Source organism: Thalassolituus oleivorans MIL-1 (assembly GCF_000355675.1).
Taxonomy (GTDB): Bacteria; Pseudomonadota; Gammaproteobacteria; order Pseudomonadales; family Oceanobacteraceae; genus Thalassolituus; species Thalassolituus oleivorans.
Genome location: NC_020888.1, coordinates 2173577 through 2200022, shown reverse-complemented (window position 1 = coordinate 2200022; position 26446 = coordinate 2173577). Strand labels below are relative to the sequence as shown.

Here is a 26446-nt window from a genome sequence, read left to right as displayed (position 1 = left end):
GACGTCTGTTTGCAGGACTGGATGGACCGTGAAGCCATCGCTGAATCTATGATTCCTCTTATTGGTACTTTGTATCGTAAGAAGAATATCGTTACTTCAATCTACGGTCGTCCGGTTGTTAACCGCTCCGTTATCGATTTGCTTAAAGCGCACCGGTTTGTGCGTCACATGGAAAAGCAAGCACTGTCAGTGCATGACACTTTCCCAGTTGTGAAAGCATTGCTGGAATTAGATGTTGCTCAAGCGCACATCGACATTGGTAAATTGGCGGTTAAGTTCGCTGCAGAAGCCAACGGTCGTGACGTTGCAGCATTTGTTGCAGATGAATTGAAAGACGTTATTGGCCATGCTGCTCCAATTTCTGAAGATCGCGATGTTGTTCTTTATGGCTTCGGCCGTATTGGTCGTTTACTCGCACGTATCATGATTGAGAAAGCGGGCGCAGGTAATAGCCTACGTTTACGTGCAATCGTGGTTCGTCGTGGTAAAGGTGATGACCTAGTTAAGCGTGCGAGCTTGCTGCGTCGTGACTCAGTACACGGTACTTTCCGTGGTACTTTGAGCATTGATCACGAAAACGAAGCCATCATTGCGAACGGTAACTACATCAAGATCATCTACGCCAATAACCCTGCTGAAATTGATTACACTCAGTACGGCATCAAAAACGCATTGGTGATTGATAACACTGGTGTATGGCGCGATCAAGCTGGCCTGTCTCAGCATTTGGAAGCGAAGGGCACTGCGCGTGTATTGCTGACTGCTCCTGGTAAAGGCGAGTTGAAGAACATCGTTTACGGTATCAACAATGGTGATATTGAAGCATCAGATAAAATTTTATCGGCGGCTTCTTGTACTACCAACGCTATTACACCTGTGTTGAAAGTTATGAACGATGCCTACGGTATTGTGAATGGTCACGTTGAAACTGTGCATTCTTATACCAATGACCAAAATTTGATTGATAACTATCATAGCGGTGATCGTCGTGGTCGCTCAGCGCCATTGAACATGGTTATCACTGAGACTGGTGCCGCTAGCGCGGTTGCCAAGGCATTGCCTGAATTGAAAGGTTTGTTAACTGGTAACGCTATTCGTGTACCAACTCCAAACGTTTCTATGGCCATTTTGTCATTGAACTTGAAGAAAGACGTTACCGTGGAAGAAGTTAATAACTATCTACGCGAACAGTCTTTGCACTCAGCGGTACAAAAGCAAATTGATTGGGTTAATTCTCCTGAAGTTGTTTCAACTGACTTCGTGGGTAATAGCCATGCAGGTATTGTGGATGCGAAAGCAACCATCGTTAACGGCAACCGCGTAAATCTGTACGTTTGGTACGATAACGAGTACGGCTACAGCCGTCAGGTTGTGCGTATTGCGCAGCAAGTGTGTGGTGTGGAATATCCGACCTATCCAGCACGTGGTTAATTTATAAACAATTAAATTAACTGAACGAATGTAAATTCGTTAATTTAAAAAAGCCGTTGCCTATGCAACGGCTTTTTTTTGTCTAAGCTTTGAACAATATTGGAAAAGGGCCACGACAAACGTCGTAATCGCGCCGTAATTGGCAGTATCACCGGTGGATTATTCGATGTGTGGTCTTTATACTTAGCGCGATTTTTTACTTGGGAAAGAAGTCCAAGTGCTTGTTTCCTGTGCAAAAAGATATTTTACGTTCCGCGAACCCAATTCGGGTCTTTGCTGTGCGTGTTTTTTTGCATCTATCAGGAGCATTCACATTGGAACTACACGTGATTAGGCGAGGCGTATGATCAATATCAAGAAGGGTCTCGACTTACCAATCACCGGCAACCCTGAACAAACCATTACAGACGGCCCAAAGGTGACGCAAGTTGCTGTTATGGGTCCTGATTATGTTGGCATGAAGCCAACAATGGCGGTTCAGGAAGGTGATCGAGTCAAGAAAGGCCAGGTGTTATTCACCGATAAGAAGACGGAAGGGGTGCAATATACGGCTCCTGCTGCTGGTGTGGTGAAAGCCATTAACCGTGGAGCGCGTCGTGTATTTCTATCTGTTGTTATCGAACTCGATGGTGACGAAGAAGAGACCTTTACGAGTTATACGCCAGAGCAATTAAATTCTCTGGATGCGAAAGACGTTGAAGCAAACCTAGTTGCATCAGGTTTGTGGACGGCTTTGCGTACTCGACCATATTCGAAAGTACCGGCACTGGGTAGCCGTCCAAAAGCGATCTTCGTGAACGCTATGGATACCAACCCGCTAGCAGGTAACCCTGAATTGGTCATCAAAGGACAAACTGAAGCCTTTAAAAATGGCTTACGTGCGTTGCGTCGCTTAAGCGAAGGCAAGTTGTTCGTGTGCAAAGCACCAGGTGCATCCATTCCTTCTGCGGGCGTTGAGCAGACGGAAGAGTTTGCTGGTCCGCACCCTGCAGGTTTGCCGGGTACTCATATTCATTTCTTGTACGCCGCTAGTGCTAATCGCACGGTATGGACTGTGGGCTATCAAGACGTCATTGCGATCGGTAAGTTGTTTACTACGGGTAAACTATTTACCGATCGTGTGATTGCGTTAGCTGGCCCGCAAGTGAATAAGCCGCGCTTAGTTCGCACGCAATTAGGTGCTTCGCTTGCTGAAGTGACTAAAGGCGAATTGAAAGACGGTGAAAACCGCCTGATTTCAGGTTCTGTGTTTGGTGGACGTACTGCGTCTGGCGAATTGAACTTCTTAGGTCGTTTTCATAACCAGGTATCGGTATTGCGCGAAGGCCGTGAGCGCCCCATGTTGCATTACTTAACACCGGGTACTAACCGTTTTTCTGTGATGCCTATCTACTTGTCAAAATTGATGAGCAAGGTATTCGACTTTACTACTACAACCAACGGTAGTGAGCGCGCCATGGTGCCGGTCGGTTCTTACGAGCGCATTATGCCTCTCGATATTTTGCCAACTCAACTGCTGCGAGCGTTGATTGTAGAAGATATGGAAAGTGCTATTGCTCTGGGTGCGCTGGAATTGGACGAAGAAGATATCGCGCTGTGCAGCTTTGTTTGCCCAGGTAAGTACGAGTACGGTCCGATTTTGCGTAAAAATCTCACCCGAATAGAAGCGGAGGGTTAATTATGGGCCTGCGTAGTATGTTAGATAGTGCCGCTCCTCACTTCGAGAAGGGTGGCAAGTTTGAAAAAATGTATCCGCTATATGAAGCGATTGATACTGGCTTATATTCACCACCGAATGTAACCAATAATACATCGCATGTGCGCGATGGTATCGACCTCAAACGCATCATGATTACTGTGTGGATGTGTACTTTCCCAGCAATGTTCTTCGGTATGTACAACATTGGTTTGCAGGCGAACGATGCCATTGCAGCGGGTGCGGGTACAGCGATGGAAGGCTGGCGTGAAATGCTAATTGCTCTTTTGGGCGGTAGCGCACACAACGCAGCCAGTATCTGGGACAATTTTGTTTACGGTGCTGCTTACTTCCTTCCTGTTTATGCCGTTACCTTCATTGTTGGTGGCTTCTGGGAAGTATTGTTCGCAACGATCCGTAAGCATGAAGTGAACGAAGGTTTCTTCGTGACCTCGGTGTTGTTCGCTCTGACTTTACCGCCAAGCATTCCATTGTGGCAGGTTGCCCTTGGTATCAGCTTTGGTGTTGTGATTGGTAAAGAAGTTTTCGGTGGAACCGGTAAAAACTTCCTGAACCCAGCCCTTACCGGTCGTGCTTTCTTGTTCTTTGCTTACCCTGCCAATATGTCAGGTAATGCGGTATGGACGGCAGCCGATGGTTATACCGGTGCAACAGCGTTAGGTATGGCAGCTGAAGGCGGCGTAGATAACGTGGTTCAAGGTGGCATCAGCTGGATGGATGCATTCCTAGGGTTTATTCCTGGTTCTATGGGTGAAGTGAGTACATTAGCCATCATGATTGGCGGTGCTGTGTTACTCATCATGAACATTGCTTCTTGGCGCATTGTTGCCGGTGTCATGATTGGTATGGTGGCGACATCATTGCTATTGAACGGTATTGGCTCTGACACAAACCCAATGTTCGCATTGCCTTGGTACTGGCACTTAGTGGTGGGTGGTTTTGCTTTTGGTATGTTTTTCATGGCGACCGATCCGGTATCGGCATCGATGACCAATAAAGCAAAGTGGTACTACGGTGGCTTGATCGGCTTTATGGTTGTGCTCATCCGCGTAATCAACCCTGCTTTCCCTGAAGGCATGATGCTAGCCATTCTGTTCGCAAACTTGTTCGCACCTTTGTTCGATCATTTTGTGGTTCAGGCAAACATGAAGCGGAGGATTGCCCGTGTCCAGTAATAACGACAGCATTCAAAAGACCTTAATTGTAGCGATCTTACTGTGCTTGGTGTGTTCCGTTATCGTGGCGGGTGCTGCGGTAGGTCTGCGCAAAGAACAGCAAGCGAACAAGCTGCTGGATAAGCAAAAAAATATTTTATCTGCAGCCGGTTTACTTCACGGTGATAAAAGTATCGCTGAACAGTTCAAGCAAGTAACGACTCGTATTGTTAACTTAGAAGCAGGCCGTTTCGCAACGGACGCAGAATTAGCTGAAATTAAAGCGGCTGGCCTTGATCCGAAAAACTTCGATCAACGTAAGTCGTCAAAAACGCCAGCTTTGTCGCGTGCACTTGATGGCAATGAAGACCCTGCCAGCATCAAGCGTTTAGAAAAATACGCAGCGGTGTACATTGTGAATAACGATACTGGTATCGAAACCATCGTATTGCCTGTTCATGGTTACGGCTTGTGGTCGACCTTGTATGGGTTTATCGCGCTGAAAGGCGATATGGACACCATCGTTGGCTTAGGTTTCTACTCACATGCTGAAACTCCAGGTTTGGGCGGTGAAGTAGACAATCCTAAATGGAAAGCCCTCTGGGAAGGCAAAGAGCTATACGACGATCAAGGCAACGTTGCCATTACGGTTGTTAAAGGTTCAGCTGAAGCGGGTAATTCACACCAAGTAGATGGTTTGTCAGGCGCTACCTTGACCAGCCGCGGTGTTAAAAACCTAGTGCGTTTCTGGGTTGGTGACAAAGCATTCGGTAGTCTGTTAACTAAATTGAAAGAGCAGGGGGCCTGAGATGTCTGATATTAAAACTGTCCTCACGGAACCGTTATTCAGCAAAAACCCAATTGCTATCCAAATTTTGGGGATTTGTTCGGCGCTGGCAGTAACAACCAGCCTAAAAGTAACCTTGGTAATGTGTATTGCATTAACGGCGGTAACGGCATTTTCGAACTTTGGTATTGCCTTAATTCGTAACCATATTCCGAATAATATTCGTATTATCGTGCAGATGATTATCATCGCATCCTTGGTAATCGTAGTAGATCAAATTCTGAAAGCCTACGCCTATGATATTAGTAAGCAGCTATCAGTATTCGTCGGTCTAATCATTACCAATTGTATCGTGATGGGACGTGCTGAAGCGTTCGCAATGAAGAACGGTCCTGTATTGAGCTTCTTTGATGGTATCGGTAACGGTTTAGGTTATTCCGTTGTGTTAATCACAGTGGGTACTATTCGCGAATTGTTTGGTGCAGGTAAATTGTTGGGCTTCGAAATCCTACCATTGGTAACCGATGGTGGCTGGTATCAGTCTAATGGTTTGTTACTGTTACCACCGTCTGCGTTCTTTATTATCGGCGGCTTTATTTGGGTATTACGTACCGTACGTAAAGATCTAAATGAAAAAGCGGACTTCAAAATTTTGCCTAATACCGAACATTCAGGAGGCCACTAATGGAACATTATGTCAGCCTTTTAGTTAAGGCGGTTTTTGTTGAGAACATGGCACTCGCCTTCTTCTTGGGTATGTGTACTTTCTTAGCCATCTCAAAGAAAATTGAAACGGCGATTGGTTTGGGCATTGCGGTGGTTGTCGTGCAGACGATTACCGTTCCTGCTAACAATCTGATCTATACCTACTTGTTGAAAGAAGGTGCTTTGTCTTGGGCTGGTGAAGAATACGCTAGCGTTGATTTAAGCTTCTTAGGTCTGTTGACTTATATTGGTGTGATTGCAGCGATTGTTCAGATCATGGAAATGGTTTTAGACAAATACGTACCAGCTCTTTACAACGCGTTAGGTGTATTCTTACCTCTGATTACCGTTAACTGCGCCATCATGGGCGGCTCGTTATTCATGGTAGAGCGTGATTACAACTTTGCAGAAAGTACCGTTTACGGTATCGGTTCTGGCTTAGGTTGGGCACTAGCGATTGCCACATTGGCTGGTATTCGTGAAAAGTTGAAGTACAGCGATGTACCTGCTGGCCTGCAAGGCCTAGGTATTACCTTCATGACCGTCGGTCTGATGTCGCTGGGTTTCATGTCATTCTCTGGCGTATCACTGTAAGGAGTCGATTGTGGAACTTGAAATCATACTCGGCGTTGTCATGTTCACTGGGATCGTATTGGCACTGGTTGCCATCATCCTTGGTGCACGTAGCAAGCTGGTCAGCTCCGGAAAAGTAAAAATTCTGATCAACGGTGAGCGCACAGTTGAAACAGAAGCGGGCGGTAAGCTGTTGCAAACACTTGCATCTAACAACATCTTCTTGTCATCTGCTTGCGGTGGCGGTGGTACTTGCGCCCAGTGTAAGTGCATCGTGTCTTCCGGTGGTGGCGAAATGCTGCCTACTGAAGCGTCTCACTTTACTAAAGGTGATGCTCGTGAAGGCTGGCGCTTGTCTTGTCAGACTCCAGTTAAACAAGACATGGTTGTTGAAGTACCTGAAGAAGTGTTCGGTGTTAAGAAGTGGGAAACGACCGTTGTTTCTAACCCTAACGTAGCGACCTTCATTAAAGAGCTTACGTTGCAACTACCTGAAGGCGAAAGTGTAGACTTCCGTGCAGGTGGTTATGTGCAGCTTGAGTGCCCGCCATACGAGATTAATTTCTCTGATTTTGATATTGAAGAAGAATATCGTGGCGACTGGGAGCGTTTTGGCTTCTTTAACCTGAAAGCGGTTAATAAGGAAGACACCATTCGTGCTTATTCAATGGCGAACTATCCAGAAGAACGTGGTCTGGTGAAATTCAACATTCGTATCGCGACACCACCTCCGGGCACTAAAGATATCAACCCAGGCATCATGTCGAGCTATGTGTTCAACCTGAAGCCAGGCGATAAAGTGACAGTGTATGGTCCATTTGGTGAATTCTTCGCCCGTGATACCGATGCCGAAATGGTATTTGTTGGCGGTGGTGCAGGTATGGCACCAATGCGCTCGCATATCTTCGACCAGCTAAAGCGTTTGAACTCCAAGCGTAAGATCAGCTTCTGGTACGGCGCACGTTCATTGCGTGAACTGTTCTATAAAGAAGACTACGACATGTTAGCGGCTGAAAACGAAAACTTCGAGTGGCATGTTGCTATGTCTGATCCTCAACCAGAAGATAACTGGGATGGCTTAACTGGGTTTATTCACAACGTACTGTTTGACGAGTACTTGAAGAACCACCCAGCTCCAGAAGATTGTGAGTTCTATATGTGCGGCCCGCCAATCATGAACCAATCTGTCATCAAGATGTTGCTGGATCTCGGTGTTGAGCCAGAAAACATCATGCTGGATGACTTTGGTGGTTAATCACTAAGGTTATTCAAGGAAACCGCACTTCAGTGCGGTTTTTTTTGGCCTAGAGAAAATGGAAATAGTGGTTGTCCATTAATGAGTTGTGGGAATATATGCCGTGAAAGTGGGCCAGAGAAGTCAAAAATGGCGAAAACTTTACCTATTTAATGATCTCCGTCCATTATGCGAGCGGTCTTTCTTGTCAGAATACGTTATGATGACGCATGGCTGTAACAGGCCTGCGCTAAGCTGAGAATGTCTATTTTTTATACAGAGAATTCCATGAGCGAACAACATAATAAAGAAAACGCACCGATCAACTGGGTGCCGGCAATTATGTTTGCCGTCACAACACTCGGTGTTCTTACCATAGTGCCATGGTACGGAATCACCTATGGTTACAGCACGTCTGCATGGGTTGCATACGCTGTAATCACTTGGCTAACCGGCATGAGCATCACCGGCGGTTATCATCGTCTATGGTCTCACAATAGCTATGAAGCACATCCATTACTGCGTATTTGGTACGCACTATGGGGCGCCGCAGCTCTTGAAAATACTATTTTGCACTGGTCTTCTGGCCACCGTGTTCACCATCGTCACGTTGATGACGTTGAGTTAGATCCATACTCTGCAAAACGCGGTTTTTGGTTCTCTCATATGGGTTGGATGCTACGCGAATACAAAAGCGGCATTCCTAACTTCGACAATGTCAAAAATCTAATGAAAGACCCAATTGTAATGTGGCAGTACAAGTACTACGGCCCAATCGTACTGGTTATGAACATCGGTGTGCCGTTGGCGCTCGGTTTTATATTCGGCGATGTATGGGGCATGTTACTACTGGCTGGTTTGTTGCGTATTGTGACTACTCACCACGTAACTTTCTTCATTAACTCAATTGCTCACAAGTGGGGCTCGCAGCCATACACAGATGAGAACACCGCACGTGATAACGCATTCTTCGCGTTTTTAACACACGGTGAGGGTTACCATAACTACCACCATATTTTCCAAACAGATTACCGTAATGGTATTCGTTGGTATCACTGGGACCCAACCAAGTGGTTCATCGCCGCCTGTTCATGGGTTGGTTTGACTAGCAATCTCCGCGTCGTGCCAGATTTCAAAATCGAACGCGCGAAAGTGAAGATGCAGTTTAAGCATGCCCAAGAAAAACTAGCAAAAGCTGAAAACTCAGAGAAGTGGACAGTACTGCTAGAAAAAGAATACGAAGAGTTCCGCGAAATGCTGAACGAGTGGACCGAGCTTCAATCAGAACGATTGGATGAAACTCGTAAGCATTTACGAGAGAAGTGGGAATCCGCAGCGATTCATACGCGCTTTAAAGAACTAGATTATTCTTTGAAAATGCAGAGCAAGCGTCTGCAAGCAATGATGGCGGAAGCTCGCGTTGCTTAATTAATTAGATAACTCTAATTAAATAGAAACCACGCCTCGGCGTGGTTTTTTTATGGGCGTAAAAGGCATCAATGCTTAAGCGCTGACCATGTTGATTTTCCGACGATACCATCGATGATTAAACCTTTCGATTGCTGAAACGAAACGACGGCAAGTTCGGTCGCGGCACCAAAATCGCCATCAATTGAAAGCCGATAGCCTGCGGCAGCAAGTAATTTCTGTAATTCAATTACTGCGTTACCGAACGAGCCGCGTCTTAGCACCACGGTATTTCCACCTTCCTGAATAGCCACCCGAATACCTTCTAAGTTAGCTATTGCCGTTTTCGATTTTTGTAGATACTTACGTCTATCTTCCAAACCGTTCTGGCCACCATTAACAAGCGTGGTTACCTTGATTAAATCATCGCCATCCGCAATCTCATTTATGTTGCGGCGTTTCCAATATTCGCAGGCGATTTTTAATGAGATAACAGGTTCGGCCGCAATTTCTGGATGCTCTTCTAGTGGTAAATCCAATATATCGCCGATTTTTTTATAGTTATAGCGCCCCGTTAATTGAATCAAGCCACGACCCTTATAACGCTTGCCATCGCCTGCGTGTATATTGCCCAAGTCAGTTCGGCCTTCGTAAGCTGCACCCGAGGCAAATTCCTCGGTCGTGCGGAAGCCCGCACACTCATGAGTTATTTGTCCCATAAAATGGGCAATGCGTAATTTGGTATTAATATCGTAAGAGTCGAGAATTGGAGCAAATACAGCGGATATTTGCCCTACAATATGCGCCTGTGCCTCCGCTTTCGATCCTGAAAAGCGAGGTGCAACGGCTAAAATAAAATTGCCATCGACGGGTATCATTCACTTGCCCTCCGTTGTAAATGATTTATTCAGTACACCGAATAAAACTATTCCAGCTAAGCAAACTACTTATTTTGATGCTTCCCATTTTTTAGCACTCACGACCATTAGGCGCAAGTGAACTGTATATTGGCTGACACGATACACAGGTCGCTGACTTATATTAAAGCCCCTATCGCTGTAATCTAATAACGCCTGTACAGACGTTGTCATAAAAAGTCGGTACTATGTCGCCATCCGTATGGGTACATATATTATGTGCTAACTCAACTACAGGAGCAGATGATGGCTAACGTTGTTATTACCGGTGCAAACCGCGGAATTGGCCTTGAATTGGCTCGTCTATATGAAGCGCGTGGCGATTCAGTTACGGCGATATGCCGTGAAGGGAATGAAGAGATTGAAGACATTGCTGATCAAGTGATTGCGGGCATTGATGTGACCGATGAAGAGAATCTTCCTAAGGTCGTGGGGATGTTGCATAAGTTGCTGGATGGCCCTGTCGATATCCTCATCAACAATGCCGGTTTGTTTACCAATGAAACGGTTGCAAATATGAGCCTAGAGGGTATTCGCCAACAAATGGAAGTGAATGCCATAGCACCGCTGAACGTTACCATGAACTTCCTGCCGCTTATGACAGAAGGTAGCAAGGTCGCGAATATTACTAGCCGCATGGGCTCAATCGCCGATAATACATCCGGCGGGTATTTTGGTTATCGCGCCTCGAAAGCAGCGCTAAACGCAATTGGTAAGAGTTTGGCAATTGATTTGAAACCCGCCGGTGTCGCAGTGGCCCAAATTCATCCGGGTTATGTACAAACGCGCATGGTCGGTTTTACCGGTGATATCACACCGGCTGATGCCGCAGCGGGTATAGCAGCACGTATTGATGAGCTAACACTGGAGAACAGTGGTGGCTTTTGGCATTCCAATGGCCAGGCATTACCCTGGTAACAACACGTTAAGGACACATGATGGCTAAGCCTCGTATCGTTAAAAAGCAACACAGCCGCTTGTTAGGCGATTTCTTGATCGACTGTAGTCAAGATGCAGCTTGGACAGACAAACTAAAGAATCTGACGCTAGAAGGTAAGTTGGATACCGCAGTTGATGGTTTTCCTGCTGAGTTTTTAGGTTTCTGCCCAGAAGCTGAATACTTAAAACTGCAATACTGCATCGAACGCGTTGAACTGGCTGATGTGCCGCGCGCTGCTTCATGTTGGTGGCCGGTAGATGAGAATACACATTACTATGTGTGTTACCCAGCTCAGTTCCCACAAACCACCGTATTTATGGCGATGGATTTTGACGAACACGGCGCTTGCTGCAACTAAGCACCAAGCATCTGAGTGAGGATGGTTAAATCAATGCAGCCATTGGCATTAACACCCGATGTACTCAAACAGCGTTTGCGTGAGCAACGTGATTTGTTTAATCAATCTCACTCAACCCGCCTGCATCGCGCCATCAGTTGGTGGCAAGCGGCGTTAGATCACAGCGCTGATGATGACATGCGTTTTATCGCTGCATGGATCAGTTTTAGCGCTTGTGTTGTCACCGACAGAGACAATCTAAGCCTTGCAGAACAGTCGGCATTTAACGACTTTATTGCCCGCTTAGTTGCGTTAGACAGTGACGAACGAATTTACGACTGTCTTTGGCATCAATATTCAGGCTCAGTAAAAGCCCTGATTAAAAACCCCTATGTATTTGCGCCGTTCTGGCAATCGCAACGCTCAGGTGACGAACACTGGAAATCGCTTTTCGATCAATCCTCAGTCGCTGCGTTAAACGCATTAAGCCGCCGTAAAGTACCCGAATTACTCGCCATCGTATTAGATCGCTTATGCGTACTGCACCAACAGGTAGTCAATGGCGGAGCAACCTACAAAAGCCAAGTGAATCGAGATCAAGTTATTGATGGTGGTAATTTACTACTCACATTAATGCCAATCATTATTGCCATTATGCTCGACGCCGCCGACCAAGAGTGGGGCGAACTTGCCTATCCCGTTGTCGGTAACGCTAGCTCCTAACGTCATAACATCACTTAGCGTTAGCCGCATTTAGTTATGGAACCTGTTAACTCGTCCTTTGTCCAACCCAGTACATGCATCATACACACGCCGTGTAAGGGGTAATATCATGGTCAGTAAGCAAGCATACCAAGAGCAATTGGAGGCTCGTTTGCTCGTCATGCAGACGGAAATCGACCAGCTAAAAGTAAAATTGCGACAGGCAGAACGTGCGCTAGAGGAATATAAGGTCGATTTTGATTCGGACGGTGCCTTGGAGGAAATGAATGAATACTTCGAAGAAATCCGAATTACCCTTTACGACCTAAAAGCCGCAAATGATGAAGTATGGCAGCCTTTAAAGACAGGCATTGGTGAAGCGTGGAATGCGCTTAACGACAACCTAACTGATATTCATCATCGAATAAAATAGACTCACGTATCCTTCCCGTAATAAATGCAAAGCCAATGAATTTAAAGCAACCTTCTGAGTGTTGATCGAGACATCAGGTTCATTCGAAAGGAAGCTTAAAAACATACCCACATGCTCGGCACTTAACTCCGTTGGGTGCCGTAACCTATGAAAGCGGATATAAAAACGAATCCAATAGATATGCGTGTTTTATATATATGCGTGTTTTAAGGACGAATACTGTACCGATTTAAAAGCATAAACTGACGTGTACCCGTCAGGAATTTGCTCTTGGCCATCCATGACCTCCAATTGTAAAGATATACTGGTTGTTTGTACAGTATATTTTTACAAAGGCAAGGAGTTGTGGCACACTTTACAAATCGTGTTGCACGCTTTGCCAGTGGGTGATAGCTTAAACTCCACTTAAATCAGTAAGTTACCAAACTGGTTTACAAATTAGTGTGCCATACAGAACCGAAATAGTGTGCGCGCACACTTTCACAGAATGGATTGTCAATGTAATGGAATATGCCCCTTTAAAATCAATAAGTTGCGACCAAGTCGGAACTTTGTCAAGATCGGCAAAGTGTGCCGGCACACTATTATGCTGTTATACGGTGGTCGTAGTAAGTCTGATTTCGACCCTAAGCGGACGTTTGAAAATTATATTCTTCAGCCTGAATAACCTGTTTCTGATAGCTAACGGGATTCTAAAATACCTAGACATGTCAAGAGAAAGATTAAGTGATTAAGCCAAATTGGGATATTTTTAAAGCTAAGTTTAGTGAAAATCCTCAATCGAATTTTGAGTGGTTCTGCTATTCACTTTTCTGTCAAGAATTTAAGGTTCCGGCTGGTATTTTTAGATATAAAAACCAATCTGGAATAGAGACAAGTCCGATTACCAAGGGCCATGAAGTAGTCGGCTGGCAATCAAAATTCTATGACACTAAGTTGTCAGACAATAAGTCTGAGCTGATAGGGATGGTTGCAAAAAGCAAAAAGAATTATCCAGACCTAACCAAGATCATTTTCTACACCAACCAGGAATGGGGACAAGGTAAGAAGGAAAGTGATTCAAAGACCAAGAAAGAAGTCGAAAATACAGCAAAAGCATCAGGCATAGAGATAGAGTGGAGAACAGCAAGCTTTTTTGAGTCTCCATTTGTAACAGTTGAGAATGAGACATTTGCAAAACACTTTTTCTCCCCAGATAAAAGCATCTTTGATCTATTGGAAGAGAAGCAGAGGCACACATCGAATGTGCTGAATGAAATTCAAACTGATATGGGTTTCAACGATAAAAAGATCGAGATAGACAGATCTTATCTCTTAGAGAGTCTGCGTAAAAACCTGGATCAAAAACAGATTCTCATCGTAAGCGGCGTGGGCGGTGCTGGGAAAACAGCGGTCATCAAGAAGCTTCATGAAAAAGAGAAGGATAGTATTCCTTTTTATGTCTTTAAGGCTAGCGAATTCAATAAGGACTGTATTAATGACCTATTTAAGGAATATAGCTTAGAGGGTTTTTCGGCCGCTCACCGAAAGGAAACACACAAAATCATAGTGGTTGATTCTGCTGAAAAGCTTTTGGACTTGACCAACACAGATCCTTTTAAGGAATTCCTAACGATTTTAATAAAAGATAATTGGAAAATAATCTTCACTACTAGAAACAACTATTTGTCAGATTTGAATTATGACTTTGTTGATATCTATAAGATAAGACCAAGCAACTTTAGTATAGGCAATCTGAGTCAGAAAGAATTATCAGAAATAGCACATGCAAATGGTTTCAACCTTCCTAAAGATGTGAGGTTGTTGGAGTTGATCACAAATCCTTTCTATCTGTGCGAATATTTAAGGTTCTATACCGGCGAGAATATCGACTATGTGAATTTCAAAGAAAAGCTATGGAACAGGATAGTTGTTAAAACGAATCCGGCCAGAGAACAATGTTTCTTATCAACGGCTTTTCAGAGGGCTGGTGAGGGGCAATTCTTTGTCACCCCATCCTGTGATTCGAAAGTTTTAGATGCGTTGGTCAATGACGGAATTCTTGGCTATGAGACAGCTGGCCACTTTATTACACATGATATTTACGAGGAATGGGCGTTAGAAAAGAAGATTGCCGTCGAATACATACGCAAGGTGAACAACAAGGATTTCTTTGAAAAGATTGGAGCATCTCTGCCAGTCCGTCGCAGTTTTAGAAATTGGGTGTCAGAACGTTTGCTATTCGATTGGGAGTCCATAAGGCAATTTATAGTTGAAGTAATTCAGAGTGATGACATCTCCAACTTTTGGAAAGATGAGCTATGGATATCAGTCTTGCTTTCCAATCATTCAGAAACAGTTTTTGAATCGTTCAAGGGAGATTTGATTAGTAACGATCAGAGATTGTTAAAAAGACTGACCTTCTTGCTAAGGCTGGCTTGCATGGAAGTTGATTATGACATTCTAAAAATACTGGGAGTTAATGACTCAAACCTTCTTTCCATTAAATATGTGCTGACCAAGCCAAAGGGAATGGGCTGGCAGAGCGCGATTCGTTTCATCTACGATAATTTAGACGAGATAGGTGTCAAAAATATCAACTACGTATTGCCGGTGATTCATGAATGGAACAAAAAATCCAAAGAGGGTGAGACGACCCGGTTATCTAGCCTGATCGCTCTTAGGTATTATCAATGGACCATCGAAGAGGATGTCTATTTGTCTCGGGGAGACCATAAGGAAAATTTATTACAAACTATCCTCCACGGGGCAGGCATGATTAAACCGGAGATTGAAGAAATATTCGGAGATGTTATAAAAAATCGATGGAACAATCATAGAGATCCATTTTGCGATTTAATGAAAGCAATCCTGACCGACATGGATGCTCAGCCTGTCTGGATAACTCTTCCAGAACATGTCTTACAGATTGCTGATCTGTTTTGGTATCGTCAGCCTCAAAAAAACGGAAGTTTTTATAGTAGGATGGACGTTGAAGATGAGTTTTGCCTGAGTGGTTCTCATCACGATTACTTTCCTGAAAGTCCGTATCAGACCCCCATCTATTGGTTGCTACAGTCAGCGCTAAAAAAAACCATCGACTTCATTGTAGATTTTACAAATAAGACAACGGAATGTTTTGCTCACTCTCGCCTTGCGGGAAATGAAATAGAAGAAATTGATGTGTTTATCGGAGAGGGGGAGTTTGTCAAGCAATATATATGCAACCGGTTATGGTGTTCGTATCGAGGAACACAGGTTTCCACCCACTTGCTTTCATCTATTCACATGGCCTTAGAAAAGTTTTTTCTTGAGCACTGGAAAGACGTGGATTCCGAAATACTGGAACGCTGGCTTCTTTATCTTCTGCGTAATACTAAATCAGCATCCATTTCAGCAGTGGTGACAAGCATTGTCCTGGCTTACCCAGAGAAGACGTTTAATGTCGCTAAAATACTTTTCCAGACAAAGGATTTCTTCCATTTTGACACGAATAGATTGGTGCTGGATCAATCACACAAGAGCTCACTTATCTCGCTGAGAGATGGTTTTGGAGGCGCAAACTACAAGAATGCTCTCCATGAACAAGACAGAATAAAGGCTTGCGATGATCCTCACAGAAAAAAATCTCTTGAACAGCTTGCTTTGAGTTACCAGGTTTTCAGAAGTGAGGATACATCTGAGGAAGAAGCTGAGAAAAGGCAGAAGGTTTTATGGGGTATCTTTGACAAATACTATAGCCAGCTTCCAGATGAAGGCCAGGAAACCGGGGCCGATAAGACCTGGAGGCTTTTCCTGGCGAGGATGGATCGACGAAAGATGAAGGTTTCCACCGAAGAGAAAGAAGGGGGAATCGAGATATCTTTTAATCCTGAAATTGACTCTAAGCTCAAGGAGTACAGTGAAGCATCATTAAAGAAGAGTTCCGAGCCGATGAGATACACTTCTCTGAAGTTATGGGCAAGCTATAGAAAGGACAAGGACGAACGCTATAAACAATATGAGCAGTACGAGAAGAACCCTCAACTAGCCTTAAAAGAAGCTAAGGAAATAATCGAGAGGCTCAATTCGGATGCTGATGAAAGTTTCAATCTATTTAATAGTGCCATACCGGCGGATGTTTGCTCCATCCTGACTATTGAGTATTTCAATCAGCTTTCCGAAGAAGAGAGAGAATACTGTAAAGATATTATTTTGGAGTATACGCAGATTCCACTGATGCCTAATTACCAATATCAGATATCAGACGGAACCACGTCGGCCATTTCAGCACTGCCAGTAGTGTTTCAGAATTTTCCGACGGAAAGGGATGGCATCAAGGTATTATTACTCCTAACATTGTTTGATGATTACCCTATTGGTATGGGAGGGAGTAAGTATTCCATCTATCCTAGTATGGCGATTCATAAGTTATGGGATGACCATTTTGAAGATATGCAGTCTCTGTTGATTGGATATTTTATGCTCAAACCAAAGTATGAAGGATTGAGAATAAAACTTCGCAATGAGGGCTACGAAAAAGGAGTCTATGAGATTGACGAACAAAAGTTCAGCGAGAATTTCTTCAAGGAGTATGAACACGACCTGCAAAAAGTAATCGGGAATACGGTTTCGATAGATGACTTAAAGGAGCTGGATAAAACTGATCTACATATATTAAATACGGGTTTTCAATTGATTCCCATGAAAACGGACAATGCTATACATAAACAGATTGCATTATCCGTAATCGCCACATTTGCAGCTCCTCTGTTATCTCGTGAGCGAGAAGATAAAATAGACTATTCAGTCCGCCATGCCTTTCTGGAAAGGTTTGCGTATTTTGTTCTTAATGCTTCAGAGCAAGACATTCCCAATTATTTGAAACCATTTCTTGATGACTTCAACGGATCAGAGCCTATCGCGGATTTATTTAACGAATTAATTTTAGCAGAAGATAGGTTGGATACTTACGATAATTTCTGGAAGGTCTGGAATCTATTTTTAGAGAAGATGGTTAATCTGTGTAAGGATGGGGATGGATACTGGCATGTGGATAGAATTATAGAAAGCTATTTATTTGCACGAGTTCCTTGGAAAGAAACAGCTACTGATTGGCATACATTCAAAGATAGCAATAACCAATTTTTCTCAAAAATAGCCAAGAATATTGGTCATTGCCCATCAACGTTGTACGCTCTGGCTAAATCGCTGAATAACGTCGCTAGTCGGTATCTCAATCCCGGTATAGCCTGGTTGTCTGAAATGTTGACTAGCAACGAAGGATTGTGGGAAGCCAAACTCGAAGCCAATACAGTTTATTACCTAGAAAGTCTCGTCAGAAAGTATATCTACAAAGAGCGTGAAAAAATTCGAAGGACAAAGCAATTGAAAGAAGAGATTTTGGTAATATTGGAGTTCTTGGTAGAGAAGGGTTCTGTCGTCGGGTATATGTCACGAGAGAACATATTATGACGCCCTAAATCAGGAATGTCCGATTAACAGGTGCCTTATAGTGATAATATTAATGGAAGTCATATTGAAGTTTCCCTTTGATCAACAACGAATGTCCGCTATTGGCCGAAATTAGACATCACGAAGATGGTGCAGGTAACGTATAACAAACGCAAGCACTCGGAACAATTTCGGCTTCGCTCCAAATTGTCCGGTGTTGCGGGCGTTATGTGTACGGATAACGGACAATGAAGTGCCAAGAATGTAAGAAAAATGGAATCAACCCATTGAGTAAAATGGGCTTAATTTTTGGTCTGGAGGTTCGGTGCTCGCAATGTGGTACAGCTTATCGGCTTCACAAAGGGCTTTCGTTCTTCATTTCGGTAGCTCTCCAGTTCTCAATATTGGTCTCGATTTTTTACGCGTTTGTTCAACTGGAAAAATATATAGCTTATGTAGGAGTAGTCCTAGGTTTCACGCTACTGGGAGCTATTGCCTTGGTGCTTCCGGTAAAAAAATTGCCCGGATTAAAGCTACGAAGGACTAGAAGTTGACACATAGCCAAACCATTAAATATGCTCCCTTCGGTCGCCGGACCTCGTTGCACTCGGCCGTTTATGGTGGGCGTTAGGTGTAAAGGAAGTTCAGAGTTGTTCGAATGGTTCAGGAAGCGAAAACAACCATATAACGAGAATCAAATTCTAAATGATGGTTTAGATTATGCCATGGAGTTTGGCTCAAATTGGTTGCAACCAATTCAATCCCGACTTGTTAAGTTATACCCTAAACTCTCAGACATTGAACTTGATGATTACAACTCAAAGTGCCAAGCCGCAATGAAAACCGGACACGATCAAGTTTATGCTTTAGCTGAAGAATCAGGAAAAGATGCATCATTTGATGCTTTTGTCGCAAGCTATTCGAAATCATTCCCTTGGGTAAATGATAAAAATTTAAAGCATATTTTTTCTCAGGGTATGTATTATGCTTGGAAAGATATGGGGTGGTAATTTACACCTAACAAGTTACTCAAAAGGACGCAAAACGCTTGGCTTGCGCTCCTCCGTCGCTAATTTTAGCCAAGCATTTATGCGCCCATTAGTAAGGCGTTAAATTTACAAGGAGAGTCCTCGAAGAATGGACGAGTTTTTTAAAACTAAAGTTGGTTTTACTATAGGGTTACTGGCTGCAGTTTTCACCATAAAGCCATTGATAGATGCCAACAGTGACCTTGGATTTCTCGTTTTTGGTCAAAAGATTACCATTGAGTGTGCATATCTTTTCTTGATGGCCAGCCTAGGGCTGGCTGTATACTTTATATCATTACAGTTTGCTTCGCAGAGACATGTCGGCATTTTTGATAAGGCAAGTAATGCCTGTTATGCAATTGCTCTAGCTACTCCTCCGGTATATGGGGCATTCTGGGGGCTCACGGTTATAGCGGGTTTTATCGGCACGTTAGTGGTTCAAATACCTCCAAATATACTGACTTTAACCTCAGGTGCTATATCGGGAATTTTGGGAAACTATTTGTTCAAATTTCTTACCAAATCGATACAGTTGAAGTTTTATAAGGCGGAGAAGGAAGAAGAAAGAAGGGAAGATCTTCGCTTGTTGGCAAGAGCTTCAGACCTATTCAACTCGGGAATGTATGACCTTTCTGTGCTAGAAGCCAGCAAGGTAGTCGAATCTCTGATTAGACGATTGCTTGAAACTAGAGAGTCAAATTTCAAAACTATATCAATGTATGAGCTGATTCAGCTCGCAAAAAAGCATCATTTACTAGCTAGTGATGATATCAATCTTCTTCATGAGATACGTAAGTATCGAAATGACTCGGTTCATAAGTTAGATGCAGTAACGAGAGAGACCTCTGAGCGAGTTTTAAATCTTTCAAGAGAACTAATAGTTAAACTCGAATTAACTCCAGAATCTATCGGCTATGAATGGCTAGAAAAAAATAGAGAAAAAGTTCTTGAGATATTCAAAGAAGGCGATCCCAAAAAATGTAAAAAACCTATTGAAATGCTAAAAACTGCTTGGCGGGATCGGGATGGTGCTATTTGGTTAGAAATATCAGATTTCTTTGAGGTGGCTCTAATTCATAATCCAGGCCTAATTGTAAGCATGTTTGTCGGGGATGAGTGCTTATTAGAAAGCTGGCTTGAGTGCGCAGACGTTCAGCTTTTCACCGACTTTAGGGGCGGAGAAACCGCGCGCTTAGAGTATTCTCAAAAGCTCATACTGAAAGCCTTATCTGAGTATATAAAGACTGAAAAATCTCCAGACAGTTTAAAAGTCGCAGACAAGATACTTTCCACTATTGAATCTGCCTCTGTTCAAGAGATTGTATGAAATTTAACAAACGCGTCAATTAGGACGCTCGCAAGCTCGCGCCTATTACGCGGGCGTTAGAAGTATCGAGATATGAGTGAAATAAAATTTTTGTGCTTTAATCAAGTGAATCCAGAAGACTTCTTGGCGATTGTCAATGAGGAATCTTTGAGAATACATTTAATCGATCATCCATATTTTGATGCCACCAGCCTTCAAGCGTGGATGGAAGATAAAATTAGAGTGGATGCGATACAAGGCTGTCGTATTCGGGCAGTTAATATAGATGGTGAATTAGCCGGTTGGTGTGGAATTCAGCCAGATGATAATGGTTTTGAATTAGCTATTGTTATCTCACAAAAATTCTGGGGTTTTGGTATACCCATTTTCAAAATGCTCATGTGTTGGGCTAATGAGCTGGGGCATAAAGAAATACTATTTCATCTACTTGATAGTAGACCTGAGTACAAGGCACTAATTAAAATGTCTACAAAAGTTCATAAAACAAAACAATTAGGTCGGTGTTTTACGACCTACCATATTGCAGTAGGTAAATAGTGCGCGTAAAAACTTCTAACAAAAATAGTCAAGGCGACCCCAAAAAACGGCGCGCTTGCTGTTGGCGTTATGTTGCTATGAGAGAATATGAGGCATGAATATAGATTGGAACTTGGCAGCAGCCGTAGGAATGCCAATACTTACACTATTCCTAGGCGCTTTAGTTAATCACCTCATAGAAAGTCGGCCAAAACTTATTAGCTATTTAGGATTTATTTCTTCACATCGCCTTGCGCCTCAAGCCGACGGATCTCCTGGACCAATAGTCAACACTCATTCGGTAATCATAAAAAACACAGGGCGCAAAGCGGCATCAAATGTTCGCTTAGGTCACAACTTTCTACCAAACGTTAATGTCTATCCGGATGTAATGTATGAGATCAGGGATCTTCCTGGTGGAGGAAAAGAGATATTATTTCCAACCCTCGTTCCTAAGACCGAGGTAAGCATCAACTATCTTTATTTTTCTCCCGATACTTGGGAGAAAGTAAACACACATATCCAATCAGATGACGGACCGGCCAAAGTCGTAAATGTTCTTCTCCAGCCACAAGTCAAACCTTGGTTACTTAGGTTAATTTGGGCATTCATCGTTACTGGGGTTATCACATGTGGGTACTTGTCTGTAAAAGCAGTTCAGTGGCTAGCAACATAACAATCGCATGCAGTCGGATGCTGATCTAGCCGCCGTGCTGGATTCATGGGAAGTGGCTACGCGTCTAGCGCATACCTTTATGACGGATGAGTTTATCGCCCAAGAACGTAAGAATGTTGCGGAAATTTATATCCCCAATACTGATACCTGGGTTGCCGAGATCGACGGCGTCGTAGAAGGCTTTGTCGCTTTGATCGGTAACGAAGTTGGGGCGATATTTTTGCAGCCAAATTGGCATGGAAAAGGCGTGGGTAAGGCGCTAATGGACAAAGCGCACGCGTTGCATGGGGATTTGGAAGTCGAGGTGTTCAAAGAGAATACTATCGGCAGGGCATTTTACTTGCGCTACGGTTTTGAATTTTTAGAGCAAAAATTGCATGAACCTACAGGACAGCAAGTGCTGCGGCTAAGATTTAAGGCCTAGTCAATAAAGCCAGTCGTTGACTGGCTTTATTGTTGTTACACGAGTGAAAACTTACTTTTCTAGCACTTCAAAGGTAACACCGGCGAAGTCTTGTAAGCGATCGATGTAGCGTTGATCGAAGATAGATCCCGGAGTCCAGAAACCGCCTTCTTTATCGCATTTTTTCCCATCTTTATGAAAATCCAATGCTAAACCCGCAGCCGCTTGGCCGAGTAGCTTGCCGGTTGATCCGTAGCCTGGGTCCATGTCGCCGGTGACGCGCGTTAAGATGTTGCGGCCATCTTTGGTTAGGCCGGCAAAACGGATATCGTAAAATCCTGCTTCTTGAGCTTTTGGACTAGGACCCTGACCAGGTTTAGGTAATACGAAGCGTTCTAACAGCCAGCGTGTCGGTTTAATTGCAGCACCTGCCATAAAAGCACCTAAACCAAGGGTAATACCAGTGGCCATGGCGCGACCTTTGGCACCGCGTCCAGTGAGCATGGTTTCTTCATAGGTAAAATCGTTGCCGTATTTCTTACCCAGTAACGCATTGCTACGATGAACAACGCGGGTATTGATCGCAGCCATAATAAAAGGCGCTGACCAAGCTTTGAATTGTGAATCGAACTTTGCGCCACGCTGGTCTACTTGCTTGGTGCTAAAGCGATGTCCTGGAGGGCAGATTGAATAGGGGTCGGCCAGTTCTTTCCGCAGACTTGGGTTGGCAATGTATTCTTTGGTTAGGTTGACGATGCTGGCGATTGTACCGCCCGACATACCGCCCTTGGCCGCCTTTACGCGCATTTTAACGCTAGGTGCAACACAGCCAAATTCCTGCTCTGCTTGTTGTTGTAGGAAGTAGACGCCCATATCCGATGGCACTGAGTCGAAACCGCAGCAGTGGACAATACGCGCGCCAGAGGCTTTTGCTTTGGCTTCGTACTTTTCTAACATGCGTTTTATCCACTGGGGTTCGCCGGTTAAGTCGCAGTAGTCTGTGCCAGTTTCGGCGCACACTTTGACTAGCGGTTCGCCATACAGTGCATAGGGCCCAACGGTGGATACAATGACGTTGGTTTTTGCACATAAGTCACGTAGTTGCGCTTCGTTAGCGGCATCGGCAATCAGCATAGGGACATTTTTAGCGTCGTCACCTAGGGCTTTCACTAGAGTGCCACGAACTTTTTGTAATTTGATCTCCGAGCGGCCAGCAATAGCCCACTTAAGTTCTTTGTTTAATCCAAACTGAGCGGCGATATAACGTGTCAGGATGGCTCCTACGAAGCTAGTAGCACCAAAAATAATAAGATCGTATTGGCTTTCACTGGTTGTCGGTGTCGCTGCTTTTGCCTTCGCCGGTTGACGGGTGCGCGTTGTTTTAGTGGGTTGCTTAGTCGCTTTGGTCATGGCGCGAATCCTTCGTTATTCGAGTGATTGATTAACTCATGGGTTAACTGTCTGTGAACGTTAGCAGTCTTTACTCTGGGTGATAAGGGCCGATTACGCTAAGTATGCAGCGTTCTTCAATATGGTATCCTTAGAAAATTAATATATGGAATTCCATATATGTAGAGCGGGTGATACCATCATTACCAATAAATTTAAGGTGTGGGTTCTGATGGATTCGCTGACAGTTTGTAAAGCACTCGCTGACGATACACGTTTGTGTGTCCTACTTCTTTTACTCGAAAGGGGGGAGTTGTGTGTGTGTGATTTGATGGATGTGCTGATACTCAGTCAACCTAAAGTCTCTAGGCATTTAGCTATGTTACGAAATGCCGACTTGGTGTGCAGCGAACGCCGAGGGCAGTGGATGTACTATCGCTTAGATCCAAACTTACCCGCTTGGGTAACTTCTATGTTGCAAGCTGCTACGCAGGGTTATGTCGCGCGCATGCAGGAATTGACTATCAATAGTGATAATGGAGGGCAGCCATGCTGCCAAACCGCATGTTAAAACTTCTTTTTATTTGTACCCATAACCGCTGTCGCAGCATTCTCGCCGAAGCGATTAGTCGCCACGTTGCCGGAGACGTGTTTGATGTCCGCAGCGCGGGCAGCCAACCTGCAGGTATTGTGTTCGATGGTACGCTGAATTTTTTGCACGAGCAGGGCATCTCGACTGCTGGTCTGCGCAGCGAATCCTGGGATGTTCATGAGGCGTTTAAGCCGGATGTGGTCATTACGGTGTGCGATAGTGCAGCAGGTGAAGCCTGCCCCTTGTGGATGGGCAATGCTATTCGCGTGCATTGGGGTTTGTCTGATCCTTCTAAAATGAGCGATGGCAAAGCGCAGCAACAAGCCTTTGCCAAGGTGGCCGATGTATTGACTCAGCGAATTAAAAATTTGGCGACAGAAGATTGGACGAGTCACAACAAAGAAAGTATTCAGCAATTATTTAATCAGCAGGGAGCCGTTCGCTAATGGGCTTGTTTGAGCGTTTTTTAACCCTTTGGGTTGGTGCGGGTATGTTGGCAGGTGTAGCGCTTGGTTTGTTTTTTCCTGCGGTATTTACCTGGGTGGCAGGGGCAGAAATTGCGCATGTGAACTTAGTCATCGCGGTTCTAATTTGGTTAATGATTTATCCAATGATGATTCAAATAGATTTTGGCGCTATTCGCGATATCGGTAAAAAGCCCCAAGGCTTGATCCTCACCCTAGTGATTAACTGGTTAATCAAGCCGTTTACGATGGCGCTGTTAGGGTGGCTGTTCTTTAAAATCTTTTTCGCTAGCTGGGTCGACCCGCAAACAGCGAATGAATATATCGCCGGTATGATTTTATTGGGCGTCGCACCTTGTACCGCGATGGTCTTCGTTTGGAGCCAGTTAACCAAAGGTGACGCTAATTACACGTTAGTGCAGGTATCGGTCAACGACGTCATTATGATTTTTGCCTTTGCACCGTTAACCGCTCTATTGCTTGGCGTCACTGACATTTCAGTGCCTTGGGATACTTTATTAATCTCGGTGGTTTTGTATGTGGTTCTTCCACTGATAGCGGGTATCGTTACTCGACGGTTGCTGCAAGCTGATAACGTTGCGAGCTTTGTTGGCAGGTTAAAACCATGGTCGATTGTCGGTTTGATTTTAACGGTAGTGATATTGTTTGCACTGCAAGCTCAGGTCATTACCGAGCGCCCGTTAGATATCCTGTTAATCGCGATTCCATTGATGATTCAAACGTACGGTATTTTTGCCATTGCCTACTTCTTGGCATTGAAAATGAAGTTGGCGCATAACATTGCAGCCCCCGCTTGTATGATTGGCACCAGTAACTTTTTTGAGTTGGCGGTTGCGGTCGCGATTTCACTGTTTGGTTTGCATTCCGGTGCAGCATTGGCCACGGTGGTCGGGGTTTTGGTCGAAGTACCCGTTATGCTGTCGCTGGTGGCGTTTGCTAATCGTACGCGGCATTGGTTTAGTTGAACGATTGCATGCCAGTGGGGCTGGGCGATGAGAAAGCTCATGTGCGGGTGTACATAGCGAATCGCCCACCGCTCAGCGACTACCTAGAGTTAGCGGAATGCCGACCTATGGTTATCGGTGAGATTGCTCGTATTGCGCAAGAAACGGGTAATCATTGGCGCAAAATTTTTAACGTGTACGCTAAGCTAATGGCTGAATATCGTAGTGAGGCCATGACTTCAACTTGGCAAGCGTGGCGTGACGACGTCTTATTGCAGCAGGGCTCAGATACGGCTTTGTTATTTTCCACCGTGCCTGATTCGAACCTTGGAGATACTATCCCTATAGAAGCCATACATCTGTGGATGGGTAAGGGCTTCGCCAGTGAGAATGGCTTTTTCGCAGAGCAGGGCAGTGAGTGGTTGGATGCACACTTTGCAATTAATCGTCGTAAGCGCTGGATACTGTGCCCTTATTTTGATTATCGTCAATTGTCGAATGAGCGTATTCAACGCTTAGCCGTTTTGATGAAGTCGTTTTCAGTTTGATGTTTTTCGAGTTTTACAGGATATGACGTTACTTATGGCCGAACTAAATGAAATGGGCTCGTTGAATTTTATTTGCCTCGGCATTTTTCTGTCGTGCTGGATTGGTTATGCCCGTTTTGCTCATTTTATGGCTAAGCGCACTGCGTCGTTATCGTCGGTGCTGCATGTCCATCGAATTAATTGGATGCGTCGCATGTTGCAGCGTGAAGTCCGTGTCGGTGATGCAGCGCTTATTGCCAACATTGAACGTAATGTGAATTTCTTTGCATCGTCTTGTGTGTTGATTATTGCTGGTTTATTAACTGCGATTACTGCTACTGAGAAAATTAAAGATATGCTAGGTACAGTATCATTTACGGCGGGAGATACTCTGCCGCAACTCGAACTTAAATTAATGGTGTTGTTAGGTATTTTTATTTATTCGTATTTTACTTTTACTTGGTCAATGCGTCAGTTCGGTTTTGCGTCGGTATTAATCGGTGCCGCTCCGTCGCCAGACGATACAACGGTCACGGCAAATGATCGTCGTAGCATGGCGATTTACAGTGCAAAAGTCATTGATCAAGCAAGTCGCAGTTATAACAATGGATTGCGCGCCTTTTATTTTTCTATGGCAGTATTATCGTGGTTTATTGGGCCTTATGTATTTATTGGTGCCTCGCTCTTGGTGACTACCGTTTTGTATCAGCGTGAATTTTTATCGAGTTCATTAAAAGCGTTAAAGCAGGCAGAGAACGTCGGCGAAAAAGTATTTACCGACGATAAAGAGCTTTATCGTCGCTAGAGGGT

The 26446-nt window shown here is 44.3% G+C and carries 26 protein-coding genes; 23 read left to right on the top strand and 3 right to left on the bottom strand.

Annotated features, from left to right (window positions below):
- Positions 1-21 precede the first annotated feature (21 nt).
- From TOL_RS10010 to TOL_RS09975, 8 genes are all read left to right on the top strand, one after another.
- Complete coding sequence (locus TOL_RS10010) at positions 22-1431, top strand: glyceraldehyde-3-phosphate dehydrogenase (RefSeq protein ID WP_144055439.1); 1410 nt, start codon at positions 22-24, stop codon at positions 1429-1431.
- Between the two features lie 343 nt (positions 1432-1774).
- Positions 1775-3109: a Na(+)-translocating NADH-quinone reductase subunit A gene (locus TOL_RS10005; RefSeq protein ID WP_015487205.1), complete on the top strand. Its 1335-nt coding sequence runs from the start codon at positions 1775-1777 to the stop codon at positions 3107-3109.
- Between the two features lie 2 nt (positions 3110-3111).
- On the top strand, positions 3112-4323 hold the full coding sequence (locus TOL_RS10000) for an NADH:ubiquinone reductase (Na(+)-transporting) subunit B (RefSeq protein ID WP_015487204.1): 1212 nt from the start codon (positions 3112-3114) through the stop codon (positions 4321-4323).
- Positions 4313-5110 (top strand): Na(+)-translocating NADH-quinone reductase subunit C, encoded by a 798-nt coding sequence (locus TOL_RS09995; RefSeq protein WP_015487203.1) that lies wholly within the window; start codon positions 4313-4315, stop codon positions 5108-5110. The genes TOL_RS10000 and TOL_RS09995 overlap by 11 nt, the downstream gene beginning before the upstream one ends.
- A gap of 1 nt (position 5111) precedes the next feature.
- Positions 5112-5774, top strand: coding sequence for an NADH:ubiquinone reductase (Na(+)-transporting) subunit D (locus tag TOL_RS09990; protein ID WP_015487202.1), 663 nt, complete (start codon positions 5112-5114; stop codon positions 5772-5774).
- Positions 5774-6388 (top strand): NADH:ubiquinone reductase (Na(+)-transporting) subunit E, encoded by a 615-nt coding sequence (nqrE, locus tag TOL_RS09985; protein ID WP_015487201.1) that lies wholly within the window; start codon positions 5774-5776, stop codon positions 6386-6388. Before TOL_RS09990 ends, nqrE begins: the two co-directional genes overlap by 1 nt.
- A 10-nt stretch (positions 6389-6398) precedes the next feature.
- Positions 6399-7622 (top strand): NADH:ubiquinone reductase (Na(+)-transporting) subunit F, encoded by a 1224-nt coding sequence (nqrF, locus tag TOL_RS09980; protein ID WP_015487200.1) that lies wholly within the window; start codon positions 6399-6401, stop codon positions 7620-7622.
- A gap of 267 nt (positions 7623-7889) precedes the next feature.
- Positions 7890-9029 (top strand): acyl-CoA desaturase, encoded by a 1140-nt coding sequence (locus TOL_RS09975; protein WP_015487199.1) that lies wholly within the window; start codon positions 7890-7892, stop codon positions 9027-9029.
- Between the two features lie 68 nt (positions 9030-9097).
- Here TOL_RS09975 and TOL_RS09970 read toward each other — a convergent pair whose 3' ends face one another.
- Complete coding sequence (locus tag TOL_RS09970) at positions 9098-9886, bottom strand: peptidoglycan-binding protein (RefSeq protein ID WP_015487198.1); 789 nt, start codon at positions 9884-9886, stop codon at positions 9098-9100.
- 285 nt (positions 9887-10171) lie between these two features.
- On the opposite strand from TOL_RS09970, the gene TOL_RS09965 reads away from it, so the two are divergent.
- From TOL_RS09965 to TOL_RS09950, 4 genes are all read left to right on the top strand, one after another.
- On the top strand, positions 10172-10843 hold the full coding sequence (locus TOL_RS09965) for an SDR family oxidoreductase (protein ID WP_015487197.1): 672 nt from the start codon (positions 10172-10174) through the stop codon (positions 10841-10843).
- 20 nt (positions 10844-10863) lie between these two features.
- A complete protein-coding gene (locus tag TOL_RS09960; RefSeq protein ID WP_015487196.1) occupies positions 10864-11223 on the top strand; it encodes a hypothetical protein in 360 nt (119 codons plus the stop codon).
- A gap of 33 nt (positions 11224-11256) precedes the next feature.
- Complete coding sequence (locus TOL_RS09955; RefSeq protein ID WP_015487195.1) at positions 11257-11925, top strand: hypothetical protein; 669 nt, start codon at positions 11257-11259, stop codon at positions 11923-11925.
- Positions 11926-12034: 109 nt separating this feature from the next.
- Positions 12035-12337 (top strand): sll1863 family stress response protein, encoded by a 303-nt coding sequence (locus TOL_RS09950; protein WP_015487194.1) that lies wholly within the window; start codon positions 12035-12037, stop codon positions 12335-12337.
- On the opposite strand, the gene TOL_RS19520 is transcribed toward TOL_RS09950, so the two are convergent.
- A complete protein-coding gene (locus tag TOL_RS19520) occupies positions 12308-12496 on the bottom strand; it encodes a phage integrase N-terminal SAM-like domain-containing protein (RefSeq protein WP_411200148.1) in 189 nt (62 codons plus the stop codon). The genes TOL_RS09950 and TOL_RS19520 overlap by 30 nt on opposite strands.
- 567 nt (positions 12497-13063) lie before the next feature.
- On the opposite strand from TOL_RS19520, the gene avs4 reads away from it, so the two are divergent.
- The 6 genes from avs4 to TOL_RS09915 all read left to right on the top strand — a co-directional run bounded on the left by avs4 (position 13064) and on the right by TOL_RS09915 (position 21720).
- The gene (avs4, locus tag TOL_RS09945) at positions 13064-17770 is read left to right on the top strand and encodes an AVAST type 4 anti-phage nuclease Avs4 (RefSeq protein ID WP_015487192.1); all 4707 of its coding nucleotides are present in this window, start codon (positions 13064-13066) and stop codon (positions 17768-17770) included.
- A gap of 629 nt (positions 17771-18399) precedes the next feature.
- A complete protein-coding gene (locus tag TOL_RS09935; RefSeq protein ID WP_041588469.1) occupies positions 18400-18759 on the top strand; it encodes a hypothetical protein in 360 nt (119 codons plus the stop codon).
- Between the two features lie 127 nt (positions 18760-18886).
- Positions 18887-20104, top strand: a complete 1218-nt coding sequence (locus TOL_RS18760) for a HEPN domain-containing protein (protein WP_015487189.1) — start codon at positions 18887-18889, stop codon at positions 20102-20104.
- Positions 20105-20176: 72 nt separating this feature from the next.
- Complete coding sequence (locus tag TOL_RS09925) at positions 20177-20641, top strand: GNAT family N-acetyltransferase (protein WP_015487188.1); 465 nt, start codon at positions 20177-20179, stop codon at positions 20639-20641.
- Between the two features lie 94 nt (positions 20642-20735).
- On the top strand, positions 20736-21296 hold the full coding sequence (locus TOL_RS09920; protein WP_015487187.1) for a hypothetical protein: 561 nt from the start codon (positions 20736-20738) through the stop codon (positions 21294-21296).
- A 7-nt stretch (positions 21297-21303) separates the two neighbouring features.
- Entirely contained in the window at positions 21304-21720 is a 417-nt protein-coding gene (locus TOL_RS09915) for a GNAT family N-acetyltransferase (protein WP_015487186.1), read from the top strand.
- A 51-nt stretch (positions 21721-21771) separates the two neighbouring features.
- On the opposite strand, the gene TOL_RS09910 is transcribed toward TOL_RS09915, so the two are convergent.
- Positions 21772-23109, bottom strand: a complete 1338-nt coding sequence (locus tag TOL_RS09910) for a saccharopine dehydrogenase family protein (protein WP_015487185.1) — start codon at positions 23107-23109, stop codon at positions 21772-21774.
- Between the two features lie 211 nt (positions 23110-23320).
- On the opposite strand from TOL_RS09910, the gene TOL_RS09905 reads away from it, so the two are divergent.
- From TOL_RS09905 to TOL_RS09885, 5 genes are read left to right on the top strand one after another with little or no spacing between them, the layout of a single operon-like run.
- A complete protein-coding gene (locus tag TOL_RS09905) occupies positions 23321-23659 on the top strand; it encodes an ArsR/SmtB family transcription factor (protein WP_015487184.1) in 339 nt (112 codons plus the stop codon).
- Positions 23638-24126 carry an arsenate reductase ArsC gene (locus TOL_RS09900; protein WP_015487183.1) on the top strand — a complete coding sequence of 163 codons (489 nt, stop codon included), beginning with the start codon at positions 23638-23640 and terminating at the stop codon, positions 24124-24126. Before TOL_RS09905 ends, TOL_RS09900 begins: the two co-directional genes overlap by 22 nt.
- The gene (gene arsB / locus TOL_RS09895) at positions 24126-25130 is read left to right on the top strand and encodes an ACR3 family arsenite efflux transporter (RefSeq protein ID WP_015487182.1); all 1005 of its coding nucleotides are present in this window, start codon (positions 24126-24128) and stop codon (positions 25128-25130) included. Before TOL_RS09900 ends, arsB begins: the two co-directional genes overlap by 1 nt.
- An 8-nt stretch (positions 25131-25138) precedes the next feature.
- On the top strand, positions 25139-25657 hold the full coding sequence (locus TOL_RS09890) for a DUF6942 family protein (protein WP_015487181.1): 519 nt from the start codon (positions 25139-25141) through the stop codon (positions 25655-25657).
- 34 nt (positions 25658-25691) lie between these two features.
- On the top strand, positions 25692-26441 hold the full coding sequence (locus TOL_RS09885) for a DUF599 domain-containing protein (protein WP_051052399.1): 750 nt from the start codon (positions 25692-25694) through the stop codon (positions 26439-26441).
- The last annotated feature ends 5 nt before the right edge of the window (positions 26442-26446 follow it).